At 40.5% G+C, this 19,374-nt stretch carries 16 protein-coding genes; 14 read left to right on the top strand and 2 right to left on the bottom strand.

Translation table 11 applies throughout. From position 1 onward, the window contains the following. Nucleotides 1-18 precede the first annotated feature (18 nt). On the bottom strand, nt 19-855 hold the full coding sequence (locus EHS15_RS19325; protein ID WP_246051917.1) for a hypothetical protein: 837 nt from the start codon (nt 853-855) through the stop codon (nt 19-21). Nucleotides 856-983: 128 nt separating this feature from the next. On the opposite strand from EHS15_RS19325, the gene EHS15_RS06320 reads away from it, so the two are divergent. The 7 genes from EHS15_RS06320 to EHS15_RS06295 all read left to right on the top strand — a co-directional run bounded on the left by EHS15_RS06320 (nt 984) and on the right by EHS15_RS06295 (nt 8,067). After that, nucleotides 984-1,874 (top strand): DsbA family protein, encoded by an 891-nt coding sequence (locus EHS15_RS06320; protein ID WP_135759705.1) that lies wholly within the window; start codon nt 984-986, stop codon nt 1,872-1,874. Between the two features lie 66 nt (nt 1,875-1,940). Beyond that, nucleotides 1,941-3,404: an NADase-type glycan-binding domain-containing protein gene (locus EHS15_RS06315; RefSeq protein WP_210416306.1), complete on the top strand. Its 1,464-nt coding sequence runs from the start codon at nt 1,941-1,943 to the stop codon at nt 3,402-3,404. Nucleotides 3,405-3,410: 6 nt separating this feature from the next. After that, nucleotides 3,411-4,007 carry an LIC11469 family lipoprotein adhesin Lsa20 gene (lsa20, locus tag EHS15_RS06310; protein WP_135759704.1) on the top strand — a complete coding sequence of 199 codons (597 nt, stop codon included), beginning with the start codon at nt 3,411-3,413 and terminating at the stop codon, nt 4,005-4,007. Nucleotides 4,008-4,082: 75 nt separating this feature from the next. Continuing rightward, entirely contained in the window at nt 4,083-5,390 is a 1,308-nt protein-coding gene (locus EHS15_RS06305) for a sensor histidine kinase (protein ID WP_135759703.1), read from the top strand. A gap of 42 nt (nt 5,391-5,432) precedes the next feature. Continuing rightward, entirely contained in the window at nt 5,433-7,691 is a 2,259-nt protein-coding gene (locus EHS15_RS06300; RefSeq protein ID WP_135759702.1) for an NAD(P)-binding domain-containing protein, read from the top strand. Further along, nucleotides 7,678-7,815, top strand: a complete 138-nt coding sequence (locus tag EHS15_RS19070; protein ID WP_167884167.1) for a hypothetical protein — start codon at nt 7,678-7,680, stop codon at nt 7,813-7,815. Before EHS15_RS06300 ends, EHS15_RS19070 begins: the two co-directional genes overlap by 14 nt. 57 nt (nt 7,816-7,872) lie before the next feature. Beyond that, nucleotides 7,873-8,067 carry a hypothetical protein gene (locus EHS15_RS06295; RefSeq protein WP_135759701.1) on the top strand — a complete coding sequence of 65 codons (195 nt, stop codon included), beginning with the start codon at nt 7,873-7,875 and terminating at the stop codon, nt 8,065-8,067. On the opposite strand, the gene EHS15_RS06290 is transcribed toward EHS15_RS06295, so the two are convergent. After that, nucleotides 8,068-9,423 carry a C69 family dipeptidase gene (locus tag EHS15_RS06290; RefSeq protein ID WP_135759700.1) on the bottom strand — a complete coding sequence of 452 codons (1,356 nt, stop codon included), beginning with the start codon at nt 9,421-9,423 and terminating at the stop codon, nt 8,068-8,070. 100 nt (nt 9,424-9,523) lie between these two features. Between EHS15_RS06290 and EHS15_RS06285 the strand changes: the two genes are divergently transcribed. The 7 genes from EHS15_RS06285 to EHS15_RS06255 all read left to right on the top strand — a co-directional run bounded on the left by EHS15_RS06285 (nt 9,524) and on the right by EHS15_RS06255 (nt 19,370). Further along, on the top strand, nt 9,524-12,067 hold the full coding sequence (locus EHS15_RS06285; RefSeq protein ID WP_135759699.1) for a cation-translocating P-type ATPase: 2,544 nt from the start codon (nt 9,524-9,526) through the stop codon (nt 12,065-12,067). Between the two features lie 16 nt (nt 12,068-12,083). Beyond that, complete coding sequence (locus EHS15_RS06280; protein ID WP_135759698.1) at nt 12,084-12,944, top strand: patatin-like phospholipase family protein; 861 nt, start codon at nt 12,084-12,086, stop codon at nt 12,942-12,944. Between the two features lie 70 nt (nt 12,945-13,014). After that, entirely contained in the window at nt 13,015-14,283 is a 1,269-nt protein-coding gene (locus EHS15_RS06275; RefSeq protein WP_135759697.1) for an ATP-binding protein, read from the top strand. Between the two features lie 103 nt (nt 14,284-14,386). Beyond that, the gene (locus EHS15_RS06270) at nt 14,387-14,914 is read left to right on the top strand and encodes a chemotaxis protein CheW (protein WP_135759696.1); all 528 of its coding nucleotides are present in this window, start codon (nt 14,387-14,389) and stop codon (nt 14,912-14,914) included. 10 nt (nt 14,915-14,924) lie between these two features. Then, the gene (locus EHS15_RS19460) at nt 14,925-16,493 is read left to right on the top strand and encodes a HAMP domain-containing methyl-accepting chemotaxis protein (RefSeq protein ID WP_135759695.1); all 1,569 of its coding nucleotides are present in this window, start codon (nt 14,925-14,927) and stop codon (nt 16,491-16,493) included. A gap of 7 nt (nt 16,494-16,500) precedes the next feature. Beyond that, nucleotides 16,501-18,339 (top strand): chemotaxis protein CheA, encoded by a 1,839-nt coding sequence (locus tag EHS15_RS06260; RefSeq protein ID WP_135759694.1) that lies wholly within the window; start codon nt 16,501-16,503, stop codon nt 18,337-18,339. Next, nucleotides 18,336-19,370: a protein-glutamate methylesterase/protein-glutamine glutaminase gene (locus tag EHS15_RS06255; protein ID WP_135759693.1), complete on the top strand. Its 1,035-nt coding sequence runs from the start codon at nt 18,336-18,338 to the stop codon at nt 19,368-19,370. Before EHS15_RS06260 ends, EHS15_RS06255 begins: the two co-directional genes overlap by 4 nt. The last annotated feature ends 4 nt before the right edge of the window (nt 19,371-19,374 follow it).

Genomic DNA, 19,374 nt, shown 5'->3' with positions numbered 1-19,374 from the left:
GAAATTGCCGGATGGAAATCATCTTACAATGACCCAGGTTCCGTCGATTTGAGAAAGATACAAAGGGATGGCCGCACCTTTTTTTCCTGTGAGAATGGGTGCTCCTTTCATATCCGTTAAAGAGACTATTTTATTATCACATAATAATGTAAATTTCACTTTCTTCTTGTTCAGTTTCCAAGTGGCTCCTATAGCTTGGATCATTCCTTCTAAGGATTGTTTTTCTTCCTTCTCTTGGTATGGTGCGTATCTCACTAAGGAAGTGTCTTTGGATCGAAATTCGATAAACGGGTAAATCTGATCCACCTTTTTAGTGTTTAACGCTTTCGTAAATGTTTCTGCGAATGTTAAAGAGGATGTTTCCAGTGCAGAGCTCCATTCCAGTGTTTTGGCTTTTTCCCAAAGAGAAGTGGGTGGTAGAAACGGTGGTTCGAATTCGATCGTTTTTTCCAAGTTAGATGATAAGGTTTCCTCTTTTCCTGCTTCCGGCCATTCGAAAGAAAATTGTTGTTCCCCTTCATCCGGGAATTGTCCCGCTTGTGCGATAAAAAGACGAACGGCAGTTTTGGAACCTAGGGAGGATTCTTTGCCTCCTTTTCGAGGAGAGAGTTTGATTTTAAGACGGTTTTTGCCGGGAAGGATCCAATAATTAATGTCTGCCTGACCCGATGAGTCATTGTTAGATGAACTATTCGTGATTTCATAACCGTTCACATCCAGATCCAGATTTACCGAGTAGTTTTTATACATCACTACATAGTATCCCGACTTAGGTTTGGTTCCTGCATCTGCGGACAGAGGAAAACTTGAGATCAATAAAATATTGATGATTGTAACAAAGAACAAGATTCTCATTTTGACTCTCCTGTGGAATCGGTCGGGACAGATTCTCCTTTTTTAGGAATACTCTGTCCACTCTATATTTGGATTCTTATCAATTAATTGATTGGATTTTATTTCGTTCCGAAATCCCATCATTCCGAATGAAGGTTTTTTCCTTATTTTTAATTCTTTGTCTTCTCCATTGTTACCCGGAGCCTCCGGGGGAAGAGGATCTGCCTTTTTTGTATTCCGAGGCCGCCATCAAGGAAGCTTTGGGGGAATCGGGAAATTTGAGAAAACTGACAAATTATGCGGAGTCTCTTTCTACGGATTTGGAGTCCTTAAAACGATCCGAAAAAAGCAAAGTTACTGACTCCGAAATCAGTCGTTATGCGAGTAAGGAAAAAAAGCCAAAAGGATTCGGATGGGAAGATACGGATGCAATCGATAGGTTCCGTGAATCCATTCGCATCCGAATTGTTTGGACAAAACTTTTTTCCAGAGCGGGTTTGAAGGCGGAAGAAAAAAAGACGCTTCCTTCTTTGGATCTTCTTTCTCGATTGGATTTAACTCGTTCCCCCGTGTTTGGAAATCCTAAAGGAAAGGCGGTTTGGGTGGTAGTGGAATGGAGCGATTTTTTATGCCATTTTTGTAAGGAAACCCACCCTGCTTCGGAGAAGATACGCAACTCTCATCCGGAAGAAATCGTTTGGTATCACAAGGACTACCCTTTGGATCCCGATTCGGAAGAAGGGATTTTCCCTCTGGCCCTGTCCAGGTGTCTTTGGAATCGTTCCAAATCCTTATACTGGAAAGAGTCAGGGAATTTATATAAAAACGGTCAAAAAATTTCCGAAAAAAAACTTTCCCCCTATGAGGTTTGTTCGGATGAAGGAAAATTAGAAAAATATAATGTACTAACTCTTTCCGATCATAGGGAGGCCTTGGAGCTAGGGATTCAGTCTATCCCCCGTTTTTGGGTAAACGGCCGTTGGATTACGGGAGCTTTGGATGAAAAAAAATGGAAAAAGATACTGAATGAAACGAAATAGGCGAAAAATATCTTGCAGACTTTTTCTCTCCACTTTATATCAAATTGGCATTTTGCCGGGAAATTTATGAACTTGAAAAGAACATTGTTTTTGTTATTTGTTCTTTTTTCCGTTTTCAACTGCGGAAAAAAAATACATTTTTCTATGGTAACCGCAACCTCTATGGACAACGGTTTACCTTTCCTTCTGTTAGATGGGAAAGAATGGAAATCCGAATCGGGCGCCGAATTCGTTAAGCTCCATTTTTATGCGGACGAACCGTTCGCACTCAGCAAGGTTTCTTTCGAAACCTGTGACGGAAAACTCACGGATAAGGTCGCCGCCTATGTCAACTTCGACGAAGTGTACGGCAGTGTAGATCCTCAGAATGCGAACCCTGAAGTGCTTTTCGAGCCGGTCGTTCAGGCTAGGTCGGTCACATTGAACTTCCAGAGAAACAGAAATATCTGTCTCAAAAACGTGAAGTTTTACGACGAAGCAAAGAAAAAATACAGAACCTATTTTCCTGAAATCACACAAGGAAGCGCGGTCGCATCCGAAACAGGCAAACCGGAAAGCAGCTATTCCGTTTACAACCTTTTCGATTCCAAATACGAAAACGGGTATGCTTCCAAAAACGGAGGAAAAGGTGTTACCATTTCCTTTCAGTTCGAATCGGAGAAAAAGATTTCCAAGTTAAAAATCTGGAACGGTTACCAAAGATCCGACGTTCATTGCATCAAAAACGGAAGAGTGAAGGAGTTTACTCTAACAGGTGACAACGGTTATTCGGAAAAACTTTCTCTGGAAGATTCTATGGGCGGATTGGAATTGGCCTTGAAACAACCTTTCAAAGGTAAAAACCTAAAACTAACCGTTGATTCGCTTTATCCTGGTTATTCGGAAGTAGGATTCGTTCTTTCCGAGCTTAGATTCGGAAACGATGACGGATGGTTCGTAATCGACACACTTCCTAAGTTCAAAGAAACAGCATCTAAAAATTTGGCCGATTTCGCCAAAGCTTCTTTGGCTAAGGTATTGAATCGAGGATTGACCGGTTTGGAAATCACTTCCATGAGCGAAGAAGCCGCAGTTGTGGATCTTCCTCAAGGAGCTTCTCCCGAAGTGGAGATTCCAGAGAACCAAGATCCTCCCGTATCTTCCGATTGGACCATCCGACTTCGTTCCGATGGAACTTTCTTTTTGGAGGGAAGTACTCTTAGAGAAGATTACGATGCCGGTCAGGAAAGTTCCAAAAAATTCTACGGGATGGGAAATTATCAAGTAGTTTCCGCATTAGACGGTAAACTGGAACTGCGTATTTTCGGATTCCTTCGCAAACAAACTTTCACTAACTTTTTAGATTACGGTGGAGGGGATTGTAACGGATGCGGAAGGGATTGTAATCTTGTTAAAAATCCTGATCCGAATAACATAGAAAAGATTTTCCAAGAGTCCGTATATTTACAGGCGAGAGGAAATAAATATTATATGACAAACATCAAAAAGGCCAATTTGGATTTTTCCACTCTGGAGTTGAGTCTGGAATAAAAACGAATGCGCTTTTTTTTCAAAACAATTCTCTTTCTTGTATTTTGCCTTTCTCTTTTTTGTAAAGAGGAAGGCAATTCTTCTACAGTTGCGGATGTTCCCAGCTCGCCAAATAAAAGTAATGTGGTTGAAATTCAAATTAAATGGGAATATTCCCAAATCCCGTTGCGAATGGACATTCGGGAACCTTCCGGCTCACAAAGTCTCACTCTTTGGGCGACGGGAACCGTTGCGAAGGGTAGGCCTGCTCCTTTTTCCGTTTCCATTCCTGATTCTAAAATCTTTTTGAAACCCGGCTCAAAGAAACAGTTTTTGCTCGTTATGGAAAATCCTTCCGACAAAGCGGTTCATTTTTTTGCTGCGCCACATCATGCACATCCAGTCGAACATAGTTTCGGGTTTAAGTTTAAATGTTTGTGTGTGAATCATGCGTTTTCGATTCCTGCGGGAGAAACCTGGTATCGTGTAGTGGAAATTAGATTGTCTCCCGATTTTTTAGGAGATAAACTTATTTTAACTCACAATCTCATCGGAATCACCAAGGAAAGAGTAGCTGAATTCGAAAAAGCGGCATCTCAGTCGATTTCGAACGATTTGGACTAAAAGAAGGTTTTTGCTTGAACTGAAATTCGTTTTATGCATATCTAATCAGATTTGTTTTCAGGAGGGCTTTTATTTTTGATCTATTCTTTTTTAATGAGATTGGGTATCAGAAACCTCGTTTATGCGGGAGTCACCAAAGGGATGAGTTTGGAGACTTCTCACGGATTACAAATTGCGAATTTTGCTTCTTTAATCGCTGTAATTGTTAATATCGGTTATACGCTTCTTTTTTATTTCTCAGGTCATACTTTGGTTGCTCTTACGAATGCACCATCCGCTTTTTTTATCGCTCTTTCCATTTATCTGAATCATAAGAAGTTTTATAGAGTCTCTAAGTTCCTTCTTTTTGTGACAGTTCCTCTGGCAGTGTTCGTCATCAGTGTTTTGTTTATCGGCAATCTTTTAGGAGGACACATTTACTTTCTGTTATTTGCCATCCTGCCTTTTACGAATCTGTCTTATTCGGACAGATATCTGATCGCTGTTTATTTTATCATAAATATATTTTGTTTTTTCTATGTGGAATACTTTACTGTTCCTCTGTTTCTTCCTGCGAACAGTTCTTTTTTGGACGTGCATACTCAGAGTCTGTTCAGGGGAATTGCCGTTGCAGTCACATTCTCTGCTCTTTCTTTTGTTCTTTTGTATTTTTTAAGAAATACTCATCGCAATCAGGCGGAACTTGTAAAAACGAATCTTTATAAAGACAAAATTTTTTCCATATTGGCTCATGATTTGAAAGGACCTATAGGAAGCATGGGAACTTTCCTTGGGATTCTTGTGGAACAAAAAAATAATATGAGTGAGGAAGATGTAATCAAAGGCCTGAAAGAACTTCAAAAGAATGCAAACCAAAGTTATGTGATTCTTGAGAATGTGCTGGATTGGGTTCGAAAAGATTCCAATAAAATCCGTTATCAACCGGATCACGTAAAATTACACAGACTGGTAAGGGAAACATTGGATCTTCTTCAAATCCAATGTTCTGAGAAACAAATTGTTTTTGAAGTGAATGTTTCAGAGGAACATTTTCCCTATGCGGATGAAAGAATGACATCCACTGTGCTTCGAAACGTTTTTTCCAATGCGATTAAATTTTCCAATCCTAACAGCAGAATCAAAATCGATTCCAAAGATTCCGGAGAGTTTATCGAACTTCACGTTCAAGATTTCGGGATAGGGATCGCAAAAAATAAATTGGAGGAGATATTGAAGCAAGTGCAGCCTTCTTCCTCAAGTTTCGGAACCATGGGAGAAAAAGGAACCGGACTCGGTCTGGTAGTCGCTTTCGATCTCATCCGGCAGCAGAATGGAAAATTTGATATGGAAAGTGAATTAGGATTTGGGACAAAATTCACAATTCATTTGCCGAAGGTGAATTAAATTCATTTTCATTTTGGAAATTGACTCGGTAGCTACTATATAATGTTTTCCAGTTACTTTCGTTGGCTAAAAAAAGAGGCTCCTACGGGAGCCGTAGAAACCTATCCCGTCATTTCCGAAAATTTCGAAACCAATTTTCCTGGCATTTATATCATTGGAGATTTAACAGGCGTTCCTTTGCTTAGATTCGCCTCTGACAGCGGCTCTAAAGTTTGGCAGAAGATTCCTCCTGCTAAAAATGAATTTTTGGACGCAGTCATTATCGGTGCTGGTCCGAGCGGTCTTTCCGCAGGATTGGAAGCGAAACGTTTGAATAAAAAATTTGTTATTTTGGAAGCGAACAAAGCGTTCCAAACAATTGTGAGTTATCCGAAAGGAAAACCGATTTTCGCAGAACCGAAACATTTTTCCAGCAACTCCTTGCTTCGGATAGAAGACGGGACCAAAGAATCCCTTCTTGATCATTTAAATCATGTTTTACGATCTTCATCCCTTCCTTTGTTGGAAGATGAAAGAGTGATCGAAGTCAAAAATGATCGTAGTAAAGATGTGTTTTCCGTGAAAACGGAATCAGGAAAGGAGTTTCTTACCAATCATGTGATCGTGGCGATGGGGAAATCGGGCGATCCTAAAAGATTGGGAATCAAAGGAGAAGATCTCCCTCATGTATCTTACAGACTGATCGATCCGAATGATTTTCAAGGAGACAATGTTGTAGTAGTGGGCGGAGGTGATTCTTCTTTAGAAGCTTCCATCGCTATCGCAAAAAAGGGATCTCACGTAACATTTATTTATCGAGGAAAACGGCTTTCTCGACCTAAGGAAGAAAACCAAAAACAATTTTTTAATTTGGTGGAGTCAGGCAGGATTAGTTTTTTGAACGAATCGGTGTTAACCGAAATCACTCCTTCTCATGTGTTTGTAAAAGACGCAACTTCTTCCAAAAAAATTTCAGCAAGTCAGGTGCTTATTTCGATCGGAGCCGAACCTCCTATTCCTTTTTTAAAACGATTGGGGATTCGCATCCAAAATGAAAAAACGATACGAGATTGGATCGGTTTTTTTTCCTTAATGTGTTTTGCGACTCTTGCCTATTTCGGGAAAGCGTCTTTTTATGCCGCAGGTTGGTTCTCTCCTTTGGCAAGTGTTTCTGGCGGACTCTTTTTCGTGTCTGCTGCGGTTTGGTTGTTTTTCGGCTTAAAAAGCCGTGGGTTTAAATTCAATGGATGGACTTTCTTTAGAAACACATATCTATTCTTAGCTGCTTCCTATTTTAGTTTCGTTTATTTCGGAGCAACTTATTTCAGTTATGTGTTTTTGGATAAATACCCTTCATTCCATTATACCTTCTTGTATTCTCTTACGATTTTGGTTTTCGGAATTCGAAGAATCTACGTTCGTCCGACTCAATACATAAAATTACAAACATTCAGTTTGATTTTCGTACAAGTGTTCTTTTTGTTTCTTCTTCCGGAAATCATTCTGCCTTTTTTAGGTAAAGCAGGGTATTTGGGAGGTCCGGACGGTTTTTTACTCACTCAGGTATTTCCTAAAGAATCTTATTGGAAAGCATACGGGTTTATCCTTGCATGGCCCCTCAGCATGGGGGTTTTGTACGACGGTTCCATTACCACCTTTTGGTTGGTTTACGGAATTGCTTTTACTTTCGGATTGATTCCCTTGTTGGTATACCGGTACGGGAAAGGTGCTTACTGCGGTTGGATTTGTTCTTGCGGAGGACTTGCCGAAACATTGGGAGATGAACATAGAACGAAAATGCCTCATGGAAAATGGGCCTATCGTTTGGAACACTCAGGGCAGATCATTCTATTTCTTGCAGCGATTCTCACTATATTAAAATTAGGCGGTGTATTCGGGAAAACACTTCTACCGGACTTGGTAGGATTGGAGTATGCAGCAGATTCAATCAAATGGATTTACGATTTGGTTGTAGATATAGGTCTTGCCGGGGTGATAGGAGTAGGTTGTTATTTCTTCTTATCAGGAAGGATTTGGTGCAGAATGTTCTGTCCTCTTTCTGCTTTGATGCATATTTACGCTAGATTCAGCCAGTTTAGAATTTTTTCCGATAAAAAGAAGTGTATCTCTTGCAATATATGCACTAAAAACTGTCACCAAGGGATTGATGTGATGAATTATGCGAACAAAGGAATTCCTATGGATAGCGTACAATGTGTTCGATGTTCCGCATGCGTTTCCTTATGCCCTACGGATGTTCTCAGTTTCGGGCGTGATTCGAACGGAAAAGAAATAAGGGATTCGGTAAGTGCCGTCTTATAACGAAACCAAGTTAAGAGAAGATACAGAAAATATATTTAGGGAAGGAGTATCCGTATCTCATCCTGATTCCATCCTTCCTGAATTTTTTAAGAACCATCCCGAAATTCTGGATAATTTGAAATAACTTAGATCCTCCGGCGGTCGTATTTTTTGTTTTTCTTTGGGCAAAGCAGCGTATGCAATGGCTTCTTCCTTGGATAAGATTATTTCACCTGATTTTGGTTATATTCTGACGAAAGACTCTCATATTCCTAAATCCGAGTTGGAAAACTCAAATTCTAATTTTGCATTGAAAAAAGCGGATTCTCTTCTATTTACAGGGCCTGCCGGAACGAATGTAAACGATATATTGATTCTTCTTCTGGGAAACGACTGATCAAAGTTTGACGTCGCATTTTCGATTTTGGTGCTGCCAATAGATTTGAAACAAAGGTGAAGTCCATTTTGATTTTCCCAAGGAAAGGGTTTTCAGCTCTTCGTTCGTTTTGTGGATCAACTGGACATGGTCTTTCAAAGCTTTCTTTTGCAGATCTTCTTTTTTCGCATCGTTCATATTGTCCGTCACGGACAATTCGATTTGATGTTCCAATGCGTTCGCATCGGGAAGATACAAGGAATGAACCGCTTGGTAGTCGAAATTAGATCGTCTAGCGAGAGTTTCATGAGACCACCACAAAGAAGTGTCCGCTTTTTTTTCCGGTTCCAGAAGTTTTTCTGCAATTAGGTTTTTCGTACCGAAAAAGAAAGGCTTAAAAACGCTTAAACAAGGAGTTGAGGTTCCAGTATACCAAACCCGTAGAGGATCTGCACTGTTTGCGGAAGTGTTCCACTCTACGATCAAAGAACCATTGGTTTGGTTCGGAGTGATTGGCCCCGTGGCATGAAGGCAAAGGGAACTCATATCCGAGTTGGATGCATGAAAATTTTCGCTCGGTATAGGATGGGATCGTAAAACATGCATTGCATCCTTGACGGAATAGGTTTCTTTGTTTTGGGATCTTTCCTGCGCTAGGGATTCATGGAATTTGCGACGATCATGACAATGGCTCATCTTAGTATAAAAGGAATCGGAAAAACTGTTTCGAAATGAAAAATCTTTCCCTTTTTTATGAAGACCTAACTTAAGAGTTTTATCTTCTAGATTTGCGGATGAGTATTCGTAATCGGAATCGATTGTGAGTCCGTTTGAAATCGCATAAAACTTTTGTATTTTTCGTGCAATCCAAAAACGATCTGCAGTTTCTAAAACGAATCCTTCTGAAAGGTCTGCGATGATGAAGCTATTGTGATAAAAGAAGGAATCGTTTTCGTAGCCTCCGCAGGCATCCTGACCGTATTTTTCGAGAAGTTCCGTGATGAGAAAAAGTGCTTCATTCGCAGTTTTGCACCTTTCGAGTGCTAGTCGGATTAAATCCATTCCAGTGAGGCCGTCGTTTTTTTTCGGTTTGGTAAGTTTGGTGAATACAGCTTCGTTGCCTATCGTAAGTCCGTATTCGTTCACTCCCATTTCCGCTCCCCACATCTGAAACGGTTTGCATAAAAGAACCTCATGAGTTTGGAGTGCTTGAGGAATTTCTATGAAAGTTGTTTTTAAGGAAGTTCCTTTTTGATATTCCGTTTTGGGAAGATGGATCACCGATTGAGCTTCGTTCGGTTCTCTATCAGAATTTTTTGAGAAAATTCTTTTGCTTGTTTTGGTAAAAATTTCCGTGGCAAGCGATGTGTCGCACATAAACGAATCTTATTTTTCTTTCTAAAAAACACAAGAGGATTTCGATGAACTTATCTTGCTTAGCCTCTTTAGAATGGTTTAGGGGAAATACGATCATACTATGTTAAACGAAATTGAATCTCAATATGGCAAGGGACTTTCCGAAAAGGAAGTGATCTCCCGAAGAAAACTTTTCGGATACAATGAGTTATCTTCTCCTAAATCCGGCAGTCTGTTCTCCAAAATCATGGAAGTGATTACGGAACCGATGATCAGTCTTCTTCTGTCGATCGTATTCGTTTATCTGCTCGTCGGTGATGCCGGAGAGGCGATTTTACTTTCTTGTTCTGTTCTTTTGATCATGATCATTACTGTCTACCAAGAAGGAAGAACGGAAACTGCAATTCATGCTTTAAAAAGTTTAGCCAGCCCACGAACCAACGTATTGCGGGACGGACGGATCGTTCGGGTAGACGGAAGAGACATCGTTCCTGACGATATTATCTTTATCGGAGAAGGGGATCGAATCCCTGCGGACTGTATTCTTCTTTCTTCGGAACACATTTCTACGGACGAATCTTTGTTAACTGGTGAATCCGTTCCCGTTTCCAAAAAGAAAGAGGATGAAATTTATTGCGGGTCACTGGTTTCTTCCGGAGGAGGGGTGTGCTCCGTACGTTTGACCGGTCAAAGAACACAGATAGGAAAAATAGGAAAAACGATTTCCGAAGAAAAATCGGAAAATACCCTTTTGGAAAAAGAAGTGCAGATTCTTGTAAAAAGAATCTTTGTATTTGCGAGCATACTTTGTGTTTCTTTAGCGGCTTATTTCGGTTTGGTGAAAGGAGAATGGTTGCAAGGACTTCTTTCCGGACTCACTTTAGCGATCGCACTTTTGCCAGAAGAACTTCCTCTTGTATTAACGATTTTTTTCGCTTTTGGCGCTTATCGACTCAGCAGAGCGAAGGTGTTGGCCAGAAGACCTTCCATCATCGAAACATTAGGTGCTGCCACCGTTTTGTGTACGGACAAAACAGGAACAATCACACAAAACAAAATGAAAATCCATTCCTTCCTTTTTCCGGATGGGAGGCTCCATACAGTTTCCGGTAAAAAAACGAAAGAGGATAAAGAACTTATTTCTCTTTTGGAAGCGGGAATTTTTGCCAGTAAACCGAATTCTTTCGATCCTATGGAAAAAGCGTTTTTTTCTTTAGGAGAAACTCTCCTTTCGAAAACGGATTCGATTTTTGACAGATCCATTAGATTGGAAAAGGAATTTCCTCTCAGTCCCGATTTTTTAGCGATGATTCATATATGGGATACGAATGAAACAAATAACAGTTTTGCTAAAGGAGCACCGGAGGCGATTCTCGCAATTTCAAAGTTAGATGAGAATAGTAAGACTCGAATTTTAGAACAAACTTCCTCGCTTGCCAAACAAGGTTTGAGGATACTTGCAGTCGCATCCGGTCATTATCGCAAGGAAGACATCCCTTCCGAAAAACAAAATTTCGATTTGGATTTTTTGGGTCTTGTCGGTTTTGAGGATCCGATCCGTGAGTCTGTACCGGATGCAGTGAAACTTGCCTATCGTTCCGGGATGAGGATCATCATGATCACAGGAGATTACCCCGAGACAGCGGTAAGCATCGCCAAACAAATCGGTTTAAAATCTTACGATCAGGTGCTGACAGGAAATCGTTTAAGCCAATTGTCCGAAGAAGAATTCGAAGCGGCAGTGATGGAAACAAATATCTTTTCCAGAGTCAGTCCGAACGACAAATGGAATATTGTTCGTGTGTTGAAGAAAAAAGGAGAGATCGTTGCGATGACAGGGGACGGTGTGAATGATGCCCCTGCTTTAAAGACGGCTCATATCGGAGTCGCTATGGGCGCCAGAGGAACGGACGTTGCCAGAGAGGCTTCCGATTTAGTATTGTTAGATGATTCTTTCTCTTCCGTTTTGAAAGCGGTCGAACAAGGAAGACATATCTACGATAACTTGAAAAAAGCTTTAGCCTACATCATAGGAGTACATATTCCTATCGTAGGTGCCGCCTTTTTGCCGATCGTTTTCGATTGGCCCATTGCCATTCTTTCTGCCGTTCATATTGTATTCTTGGAACTGGTGATCGACCCGACTTGTACCTTGGTCTTTGAAAAAGAGGCAGCGGAAAAAGGGATTATGGATCTTCCTCCCCGCCAAACGAATGTTCCTCTTCTGAACAAAAGATTGTTTCTGATCTCTTTTTTTCAAGGAGTGTTATCTCTAACGGCAGTAGTTTTGGTCTATTGGATCATGATGTACAGAACGGATTTCGATCCGAACCGCTACAAAACGGCAAGCACTTCCGCATTTGTGAGTTTGATTTTTTCCAATCTTTTGCTGATTCTAACGAATCGCAATTGGTCTGAAACCATTTGGCAATCCTTCCGTGCTCCCAATCAGGCGCTTCCCTACGTACTTGTGGGAAGTTCCTGTTTTTTATTCGCATCGATTTATCTACCTTATTTACAGACCTTGTTTCATTTTGTCCCTTTATCCGCAGAAGAAGTTATGATTTCCTTTTTCGTAGCGTTTTTCAGTGTCATCTGGTTTGAATTCGGAAAATTAATCTGGAGAAAAAAGGATTCGTCTATGCAAAATAAGGCGAGTTTATAAGAATCATCTCCCAGATATGATAGAACTGTTTTTTCCTAAAAAGTATTCAGCACTTTGTCTTAAGTCTGCCTTTTTCGGCTTTTTTGCCCATGCAGGTTTTGTGCGTGGTCTTCAGGAAATCGGTTTCAAACCTGCCATCGTAACGGGTTCCAGTTCCGGTGCCATGATCGGTGCTATTTATGCTTCCGGTGCGGATATGGCCGATTTCGAAAGTCTTCTTTTGGGATTAAAGAAGAATGATTTTTGGGAAGGAAATTCGTTCACTCAATTAGGCAGATTGATCAAAAAAGGAATCAACGGATACAGCGGAGTTCTTACAGGAAAAGCCACTCGAAATTTACTTTATCCTTATTTAGGTAATAAAAAGTTTTCCGATTTACCTCTTCAATTAGGTATTGCCGTCTCCAATCTAACAAAAAATAGGCGAGAATTGATCACTGAAGGGAATGTTTTGGACGCAGTAATGGCATCCATCGCTTTTCCTTTTTTATACGAAGTTCAGAAAGTTAAGGAAGATGAATTTTTGGACGGAGGAATCGGAGACGGAGAACCGATCAAAGAACTGATTCTTGATTCCAGTATCGATAGAATTGTGATCCATCAAATCAATAATAACCGGCCATTAAGTAATAATATTATAAAACGTGCATTTGACGCTTCCGTTCAGATCATTGAAACGGAAACGGAAGACTTAAAAACCCTTCTTGCAAAGGAAAAAGGCAAAAAACTGATCAGACTTGAGACTCAGACTCCTTACCTTTCTCCTAAAGATTTCTCAAAAGGTAAATTCGCTTTGGCGGAAGGAAGAGGTACTGCGTATAAAAATCAGGAAGAAATACTAGGTACGATGGATTTTCCCGGTTTTGCAATATTTTGATAACATTTAAATTAATTTTTTAGATTGAAGTTTCGTCATAACATATTATTACAGATTCCCTAGGAATAATATGAACAGCGCAAATGAAACTAGCCTCATCGACTATTACGATTTATTGGAGCCGGTTCTTTCCGCAATCCCTAATGCTAATTTTGCAGTATTTGGAGAAGATTTTAGAATCAAATTAGTTTGCGGCCAAGTTTTCGACAATCTTAGGAGAGATCCTGAAAACTATTTAGGGAAAACTTTAGAAGAGATTTCACCTGACCATGAAGAGAAGTGGGGAATTCATCTTCGTTCCGCTTGGGAAGGAAATAACTTTGAAGCGGACTTCACCCAGGAGGAAGAAACATACGAAATCAAAATCACAAAAGTGAAAATTCCTCAACTTAGCATTCACGTTTTACTATTTTTCAGCTCAAATATCACACGGTTCAGAAAACTAGCGTTAAAGTTATACGATCTTTTGGAAAAACAAGGGAAAGTGATCGAATATGAAGAAAACCTGCATAGGGAAGTGGTTCAAATTTTCAACTGGCGCCAGGAAATAGAAGGAAAGGGAAACCATCGCAAGTGGATGGAACAGGCACTTCCTAATTTGAATACTTCTTTGATGCAAGGCTCCGGTTTGGGGGCTCTTGTGACAGCAGTTGGCGCAATGCTTCGCAAAGCCAAAAAAGAAGGAGAGGTTTCGACCATCCCTACAGGGCATTTGGAGCTTGTGGAAGAAAATTTCAAAAGCACCAAAAAACTGGTCAAAACCCTTGCGGAAGCTCAGATCGTTTTCGAGGAAGCGAACAGATCGGCAGAAACGATCTCTTTACAGAGAGTGATGAATATTTTGGAAGAAGAAGAGAAGTATCTGGCGGATATGTTATCCATCAAAAGCCAGACGGTAATGATCTCTAAGATTAAAAACGGAGCGCAATCCTTCATTCGAGTGCATCCTAAATCTTTGCAGGTGAGTTTTCGGGAAATTTTGATCAATGCAATGAAATATTCCCCGGAAAATTCTTCCATCATAGTGCTTCTCATCCGTTCTGGGGATAAATTCAGTATTAAAGTTTTGAATCCTCCCATAGATCCTAATATTAAACAATTTGATTTTAAAAAGTCGGAAGAAATCGTTCTTTTTCAGCCGTTTTACCGAGTTAGTAAGTTCGTAGACGAAAGATATCCTAAGGAAGAATTCGGTCTGGGTCTGGGACTTTCTGTGGTGAAGAAACTTATGGAAGATATGGAAGCTAAAATCTATATGAACGTAATTCATTCGAATTTATACGCAAATGAAAGTATGGAAGTTTCGGTAAGTCTTGAATTTTCTTTGGTAAATCCATGATAAATTGGTTTCACAAAAAAGTTTTAAGTATGAATATCCGATAATCACCCTATACCAATGGACAATTTCTCTATTATAAAATTATGTCACAAGTAGGATCTATATGAGCACCGCTGACCAGGAATTTGACCAGCTAACAGATGATCAAGATGACTTTGAAGAAGACGATACACTGGATGGCCGTTTTCTGATTTTTTCGTTAGCTGATCGTAGTTATGGTATCGAAATAAAAAATATTACGGAAATCGTAGGAATGCAGACAATCACTGAAATTCCGGATATGCCGAGTTTTGTGAAAGGTGTGATTAATCTGAGAGGCAAAGTGATCGCTCTCATCGATGTAAGAGAACGTTTCAAAATGCCTTTTGTCGGATACGACGATAAAACGTGCGTTATTATTTTGAATGTGAATCAACAGTTGGTGGGTCTGATCGTCGATACCGTCAAGGAAGTGATTAAAATCCAAGATAGTCATATGGAAGATGCTCCACGATTCGGAGAACAGGAAGGGAATCGTTTTGTGAAGTCCATCGCAAAGATTAAGGATGAAGTTAAGGTTCTTCTTAATATAGATAAACTATTGAAAGAAGAAGATGTGTTGGCGATTGAAACCGCAGTGAATCAAGGTTAGGAATAAATTTATGAAAGAAACAAACAATCTTACGGTAAAAGCAAAATTGATCATAGGTTTTTCAACCATGATCCTGCTTTTAGGAATCGGAATTTCCGCCAGTTTGTATTTACTGAGCGTTTTCAACAACAAACTGACCGAGATCGTAGAGATTTACGGAAAGAAGGTGGAACATTCTTTGAACTTAAGAAGTTCCGTCATTTGGCTGAATCGAAACGAAAGAAACCTCGTGATCGAACTTGAATTGGAGAAGATGAAGAAGTTGGTGAATATGCGAACCGACAAAATGGCGGAACATAATGAAATCTTTACCAAATTGAAGTCAGTCGCAGGAGAAGAAGATCAGGCTCGTTTGGAAGAATTCAGAGTCGCTTTCGATAATTATAATGTTGCTGCAAACCAAGGGATTGAACTTTCTCTTTTGAATAAAAACTTAGAATCGAAGGAACTTGGGAATAAAGTCACTCGTCCTCTTGCGGATAAAATCGAAAAAATCTGTAACGACATTGTGGACGCTGCTACCAAAGAGATGGAAGTTGCGAACCAAAAGACAAACGAATACTACCAACAATCCTGGATTTTACTTTCTTCTCTTATCATCATTTCCATCATTTTAGGAGTTTTGATCGCTCTTTGGATCATCTTTACGATTACAAAAGCATTGAATTCTGCCGTTGAAATCGCAGCTACAGTTTCCAGTGCCGCAGAGCAGGTCTCTTCCACTTCCTATTCTCTCAGCCAGGGTGCGAGTGAGCAAGCTGCCTCCATCGAAGAAACAACCGCTTCCATCGAGGAGATGTCATCTTCCGTAACTCAAAACTCTCAAGCCGCATTGGAGACGAATGAAATCGCATCCTCTTCCGCAAGAGAAACTTCCAGAGGACAAGATTCAGTAATGAAGACTTTGGAGGCGATGAAAAATATTTCTTCCCGAATTAAAATCATCGAAGAAATCGCTTATCAAACCAACTTACTTGCGTTAAATGCGGCAATCGAAGCTGCAAGAGCGGGAAAACACGGAAAAGGTTTTGCTGTCGTTGCAGACGAAGTTAGAAAATTGGCGGAAAGAAGCCAAGTCGCCGCACAAGAAATCAATCAGCTATCCACAAACAGCGTTTCCTTGGCGGAACAAGCAGGGAAAGTGATCGAAGAGATCGTTCCAAGCATCAATAAAACAGCTGAATTGGTTTCCAGCATCGCAGATGCTTCGAAAGAACAGTCTGCAGGAATCAATCAAATTTCCCTTGCGATGAGCCAAATGGATCAAACGACTCAGTTGTCCGCTTCCGCATCCGAAGAACTTGCAGCAACATCCAACGAATTGAAAGAACAGGCAAATCACCTAATGGAGATTATGGGAACTCTGGTTCGTATCGATCAGGCAAAAATAATGCATGCGAGAACAAGACATACTTTGCCGAACAATCAAAACGAATTGAAGAACATCGCAGCCGAATTCGGAAAAAACCAAAAACAAGGTTTTTTATTGGGTCAAAACAACAAAGGCCCTACTAAATTGAAAACCAATGGAATTTCGGAATCCGTACATGAAACAAGCGGTGTTACCGAGAAGTTTTGAGAAATAAATGAGTAGAGAACAGCTCTTACTCGATTTTATTCCTGAGGCATTCGATCTCATCCAGGATTGTGAAACATCCATCCTGGAAATCGAAGAGTTGGGGGACGAAGAAGGTTCTTATAATGAGGACCTAATTAATAATTTATTTCGTTCCGTTCATACCTTAAAGGGCTCTTCCGGTTTATTGAAGCTGGAAAGCATCGTTAAGCTGACTCATGAAGCTGAGACTCTTTTGGACATACTCAGAAAGGAATCCCTTCTTCCCAATACGGATACTTGCCAAGTTCTTATCAACACTTGCGACCAACTTAGAAAGTTGTTTCAAAGAGTGGATGAAACAAGGCAGAACCCTGAATTCGACGATGAATCACAGGCAATCGTAGAGGTTTTAAAAAGGGAGATAAGAAACCTAAAGCCGGAAGTTGCTGCCGACTCAGGCTTTTCCCGGAAAAACAAACCTTTCGAGATTTTCGGAGAGGAAATCAAAAAACCAAAGTTTGAAGTTTTCGAAGACGAACCTTCTTCCGATTCCCCTGGCTCCAAACCATACGAAATTTTCGGCAAAGAACCAGAGATAAAAATAGTATCTCCCTTACAGGAACCTGTTCCGACCGAAGTGAAAGCGGTCGTTGCCAACAATACAACTGCAAAACAAAGTTCTGCGGTTCAGAAAAAAGAGATCAAAGTCGCCAATGATAAGTTAGATGCTCTAATGGATTTGGTAGGTGAACTGGTAATTGCGGAGTCGAATGTGACTCAGCACAATTTGGTCAAACGAGTTAAAAACGACGATTTTAATCTTTCTCTCACACGTCTGAGAAAAATCGTATTGGATCTACAGGAAGTTGCACTTTCCACGAGGATGATTCCCATCTCTGGAGTGTTTCAGAAGATGTCCCGACTTGTAAGGGATCTTCAGAAAAAATCCATGAAGAAGGTGGTTCTCCAAATCGAAGGAGAAGAAACCGAGATCGATAAATCGATTGTAGATTTGATTGCGGATCCTATCATTCATATCTTGCGTAATTCCATCGATCATGGAATTGAGTCCGCTTCCGAAAGAGAAGAATTGGGCAAACCCGAAATCGGAAGCATTTTTCTAAGTGCCAGACAATCGGTAAACGAAGTTTGGATTATGATCAAGGACGATGGAAAAGGTTTGGATCGAGAAAAAATCATCCAGAAGTCCATAGAAAAAGGCGTGCTTACGACGGATCCTAGTCTGCTTTCCGATGCGGAAGTTTATAATTTAATTTTTGTTCCAGGTTTATCCACTGCAAAAGAGATCACGGACATTTCCGGCAGAGGCGTGGGGATGGATATCGTAAAAAAGAACATTGAAAAGTTAGGCGGTAAGATAGACATCCATTCCAAACCCAAAAAAGGAACCACATTCATTCTTAGAATTCCTTTGTCACTGGGAATTATGGAGGGAACCGTAGTACGGATCGGTGAGAAATTTTTTACCGTTCAAACGATTGAATTGAGGGAATTCGTAAGTCTAAGAGACAAAAATCCGATCTTCTTGGAAGCGGGACAGAAAGTTATTGAAGTCAGAGGGAAATTTATTCCTATATTCGATATCAATGAAGTTCTAAATCACAGAGAACCTCTTATTTATGACAATAAAGATCCTCTTATGTTGGTGATTGAATACGAGAGAAAACTTCTGGGAATCCAAGTAGATGAAGTAGTAGGAAATCAGAACGTGGTAATCAAGCCTTTGCAAGGAATCATGGAAGAGGCACGCGGAGTGAACGGTTTTACTATCTTGGGGAACGGTAATGTAAGTTTGATTCTAGATGTGAAATCAGTTTTTCAGAAGTTACATGACACAGAGTCATGATCCGTCTTTTGGTAGTTGACGACCAATCCGTCGTCAGAAACGTATTAGGTGAAGCATTTAAAAAAGATCCGATGATCGAAGTGGTCGGAACAGCTGCCAACGCGATAGAAGCGCAGAAGTTGATTCCTCATTTAAAGCCCGATTTGATCAGTCTGGACGTGGAGATGCCTGGAATGAGCGGATTAGACTTTTTAGATTGGCTGATTCCGAATCATCCCACTCCGGTCATCATGCTTAGTACTTACACGCAGACTGGAGCTGAAATTACATTGCAAGCGCTTCAAAAAGGCGCTATGGATTTTGTTCAAAAACCGGATGGATCTGAAGAAGATTTCCTTCGTATGTTAAATGAACTCACTTATAAAATCAAAAGGTTGGGAGTGGCATCTCGGCCCAGGCAGTTTGTCAGACAACAAGTTTCCAGAAAATTGGAAACATCTTCTCAAAAGAAAACATCGATCAAACTCATTGCAATAGGGGCTTCTACTGGTGGAACACAGGCGATCGATTATATATTAAATCAATTGCCAAATCATCTTCCTCCCATTGTAATGGTGCAGCACATGCCGGAACATTTTACCACTCTCTTTGCCCAGCGTTTGGCACAGGGGAGCGGTTTAAAAGTGAAAGAGGCGGAAAACGGCGATCTTCTGGAAGACGGCTGTGTTTTTCTCGCTCCTGGCGATAAACATATGTTAGTAAGACGTATGGCAGGGAAAATGTATCTGGAAATTGAAACATTCGATAAAGTGAGCGGCCATAGACCGTCTATCGACGTATTATTCAATTCCATCGCCTCCGCAAAATTAGCCGGCGATTGTTTGGCTGTGATTTTGACAGGAATGGGAAGGGACGGAGCCAAGGGAATGTTGGAACTTCGAGGAAAAGGGGCCAGGACCATCGGGCAGGATGAAGACAGTTCCGTGGTTTACGGGATGCCTAGAGAAGCTTTTTTATTAGGTGCAGTTGAAAAACAAAGAAGTCTAGAGACGATTCCAAGTGAAATTATAAATACTATCGGATTAGGTTAGGAAG

The sequence above is a fragment of the Leptospira idonii genome, from assembly GCF_004770995.1.
Classification (GTDB): Bacteria; Spirochaetota; Leptospiria; order Leptospirales; family Leptospiraceae; genus Leptospira_A; species Leptospira_A idonii.
The sequence above is the reverse complement of the archived record's forward strand: the minus strand, read 5'-3'. Positions and strand labels throughout refer to the sequence as shown.

What these genes read in the sequence shown, in the direction of transcription:
- EHS15_RS19325 (WP_246051917.1), bottom strand. Translation starts at nt 855, where the DNA reads ATGAGAATCTTGTTCTTTGTTACAATCATCAATATTTTATTGATCTCA.
- EHS15_RS06320 (WP_135759705.1), top strand. Translation starts at nt 984, where the DNA reads ATGAAGGTTTTTTCCTTATTTTTAATTCTTTGTCTTCTCCATTGTTAC.
- EHS15_RS06315 (WP_210416306.1), top strand. Translation starts at nt 1,941, where the DNA reads ATGAACTTGAAAAGAACATTGTTTTTGTTATTTGTTCTTTTTTCCGTT.
- lsa20 (WP_135759704.1), top strand. Translation starts at nt 3,411, where the DNA reads ATGCGCTTTTTTTTCAAAACAATTCTCTTTCTTGTATTTTGCCTTTCT.
- EHS15_RS06300 (WP_135759702.1), top strand. Translation starts at nt 5,433, where the DNA reads ATGTTTTCCAGTTACTTTCGTTGGCTAAAAAAAGAGGCTCCTACGGGA.
- EHS15_RS06295 (WP_135759701.1), top strand. Translation starts at nt 7,873, where the DNA reads ATGGCTTCTTCCTTGGATAAGATTATTTCACCTGATTTTGGTTATATT.
- EHS15_RS06290 (WP_135759700.1), bottom strand. Translation starts at nt 9,423, where the DNA reads ATGTGCGACACATCGCTTGCCACGGAAATTTTTACCAAAACAAGCAAA.
- EHS15_RS06285 (WP_135759699.1), top strand. Translation starts at nt 9,524, where the DNA reads ATGTTAAACGAAATTGAATCTCAATATGGCAAGGGACTTTCCGAAAAG.
- EHS15_RS06280 (WP_135759698.1), top strand. Translation starts at nt 12,084, where the DNA reads ATGATAGAACTGTTTTTTCCTAAAAAGTATTCAGCACTTTGTCTTAAG.
- EHS15_RS06275 (WP_135759697.1), top strand. Translation starts at nt 13,015, where the DNA reads ATGAACAGCGCAAATGAAACTAGCCTCATCGACTATTACGATTTATTG.
- EHS15_RS06270 (WP_135759696.1), top strand. Translation starts at nt 14,387, where the DNA reads ATGAGCACCGCTGACCAGGAATTTGACCAGCTAACAGATGATCAAGAT.
- EHS15_RS19460 (WP_135759695.1), top strand. Translation starts at nt 14,925, where the DNA reads ATGAAAGAAACAAACAATCTTACGGTAAAAGCAAAATTGATCATAGGT.
- EHS15_RS06260 (WP_135759694.1), top strand. Translation starts at nt 16,501, where the DNA reads ATGAGTAGAGAACAGCTCTTACTCGATTTTATTCCTGAGGCATTCGAT.
- EHS15_RS06255 (WP_135759693.1), top strand. Translation starts at nt 18,336, where the DNA reads ATGATCCGTCTTTTGGTAGTTGACGACCAATCCGTCGTCAGAAACGTA.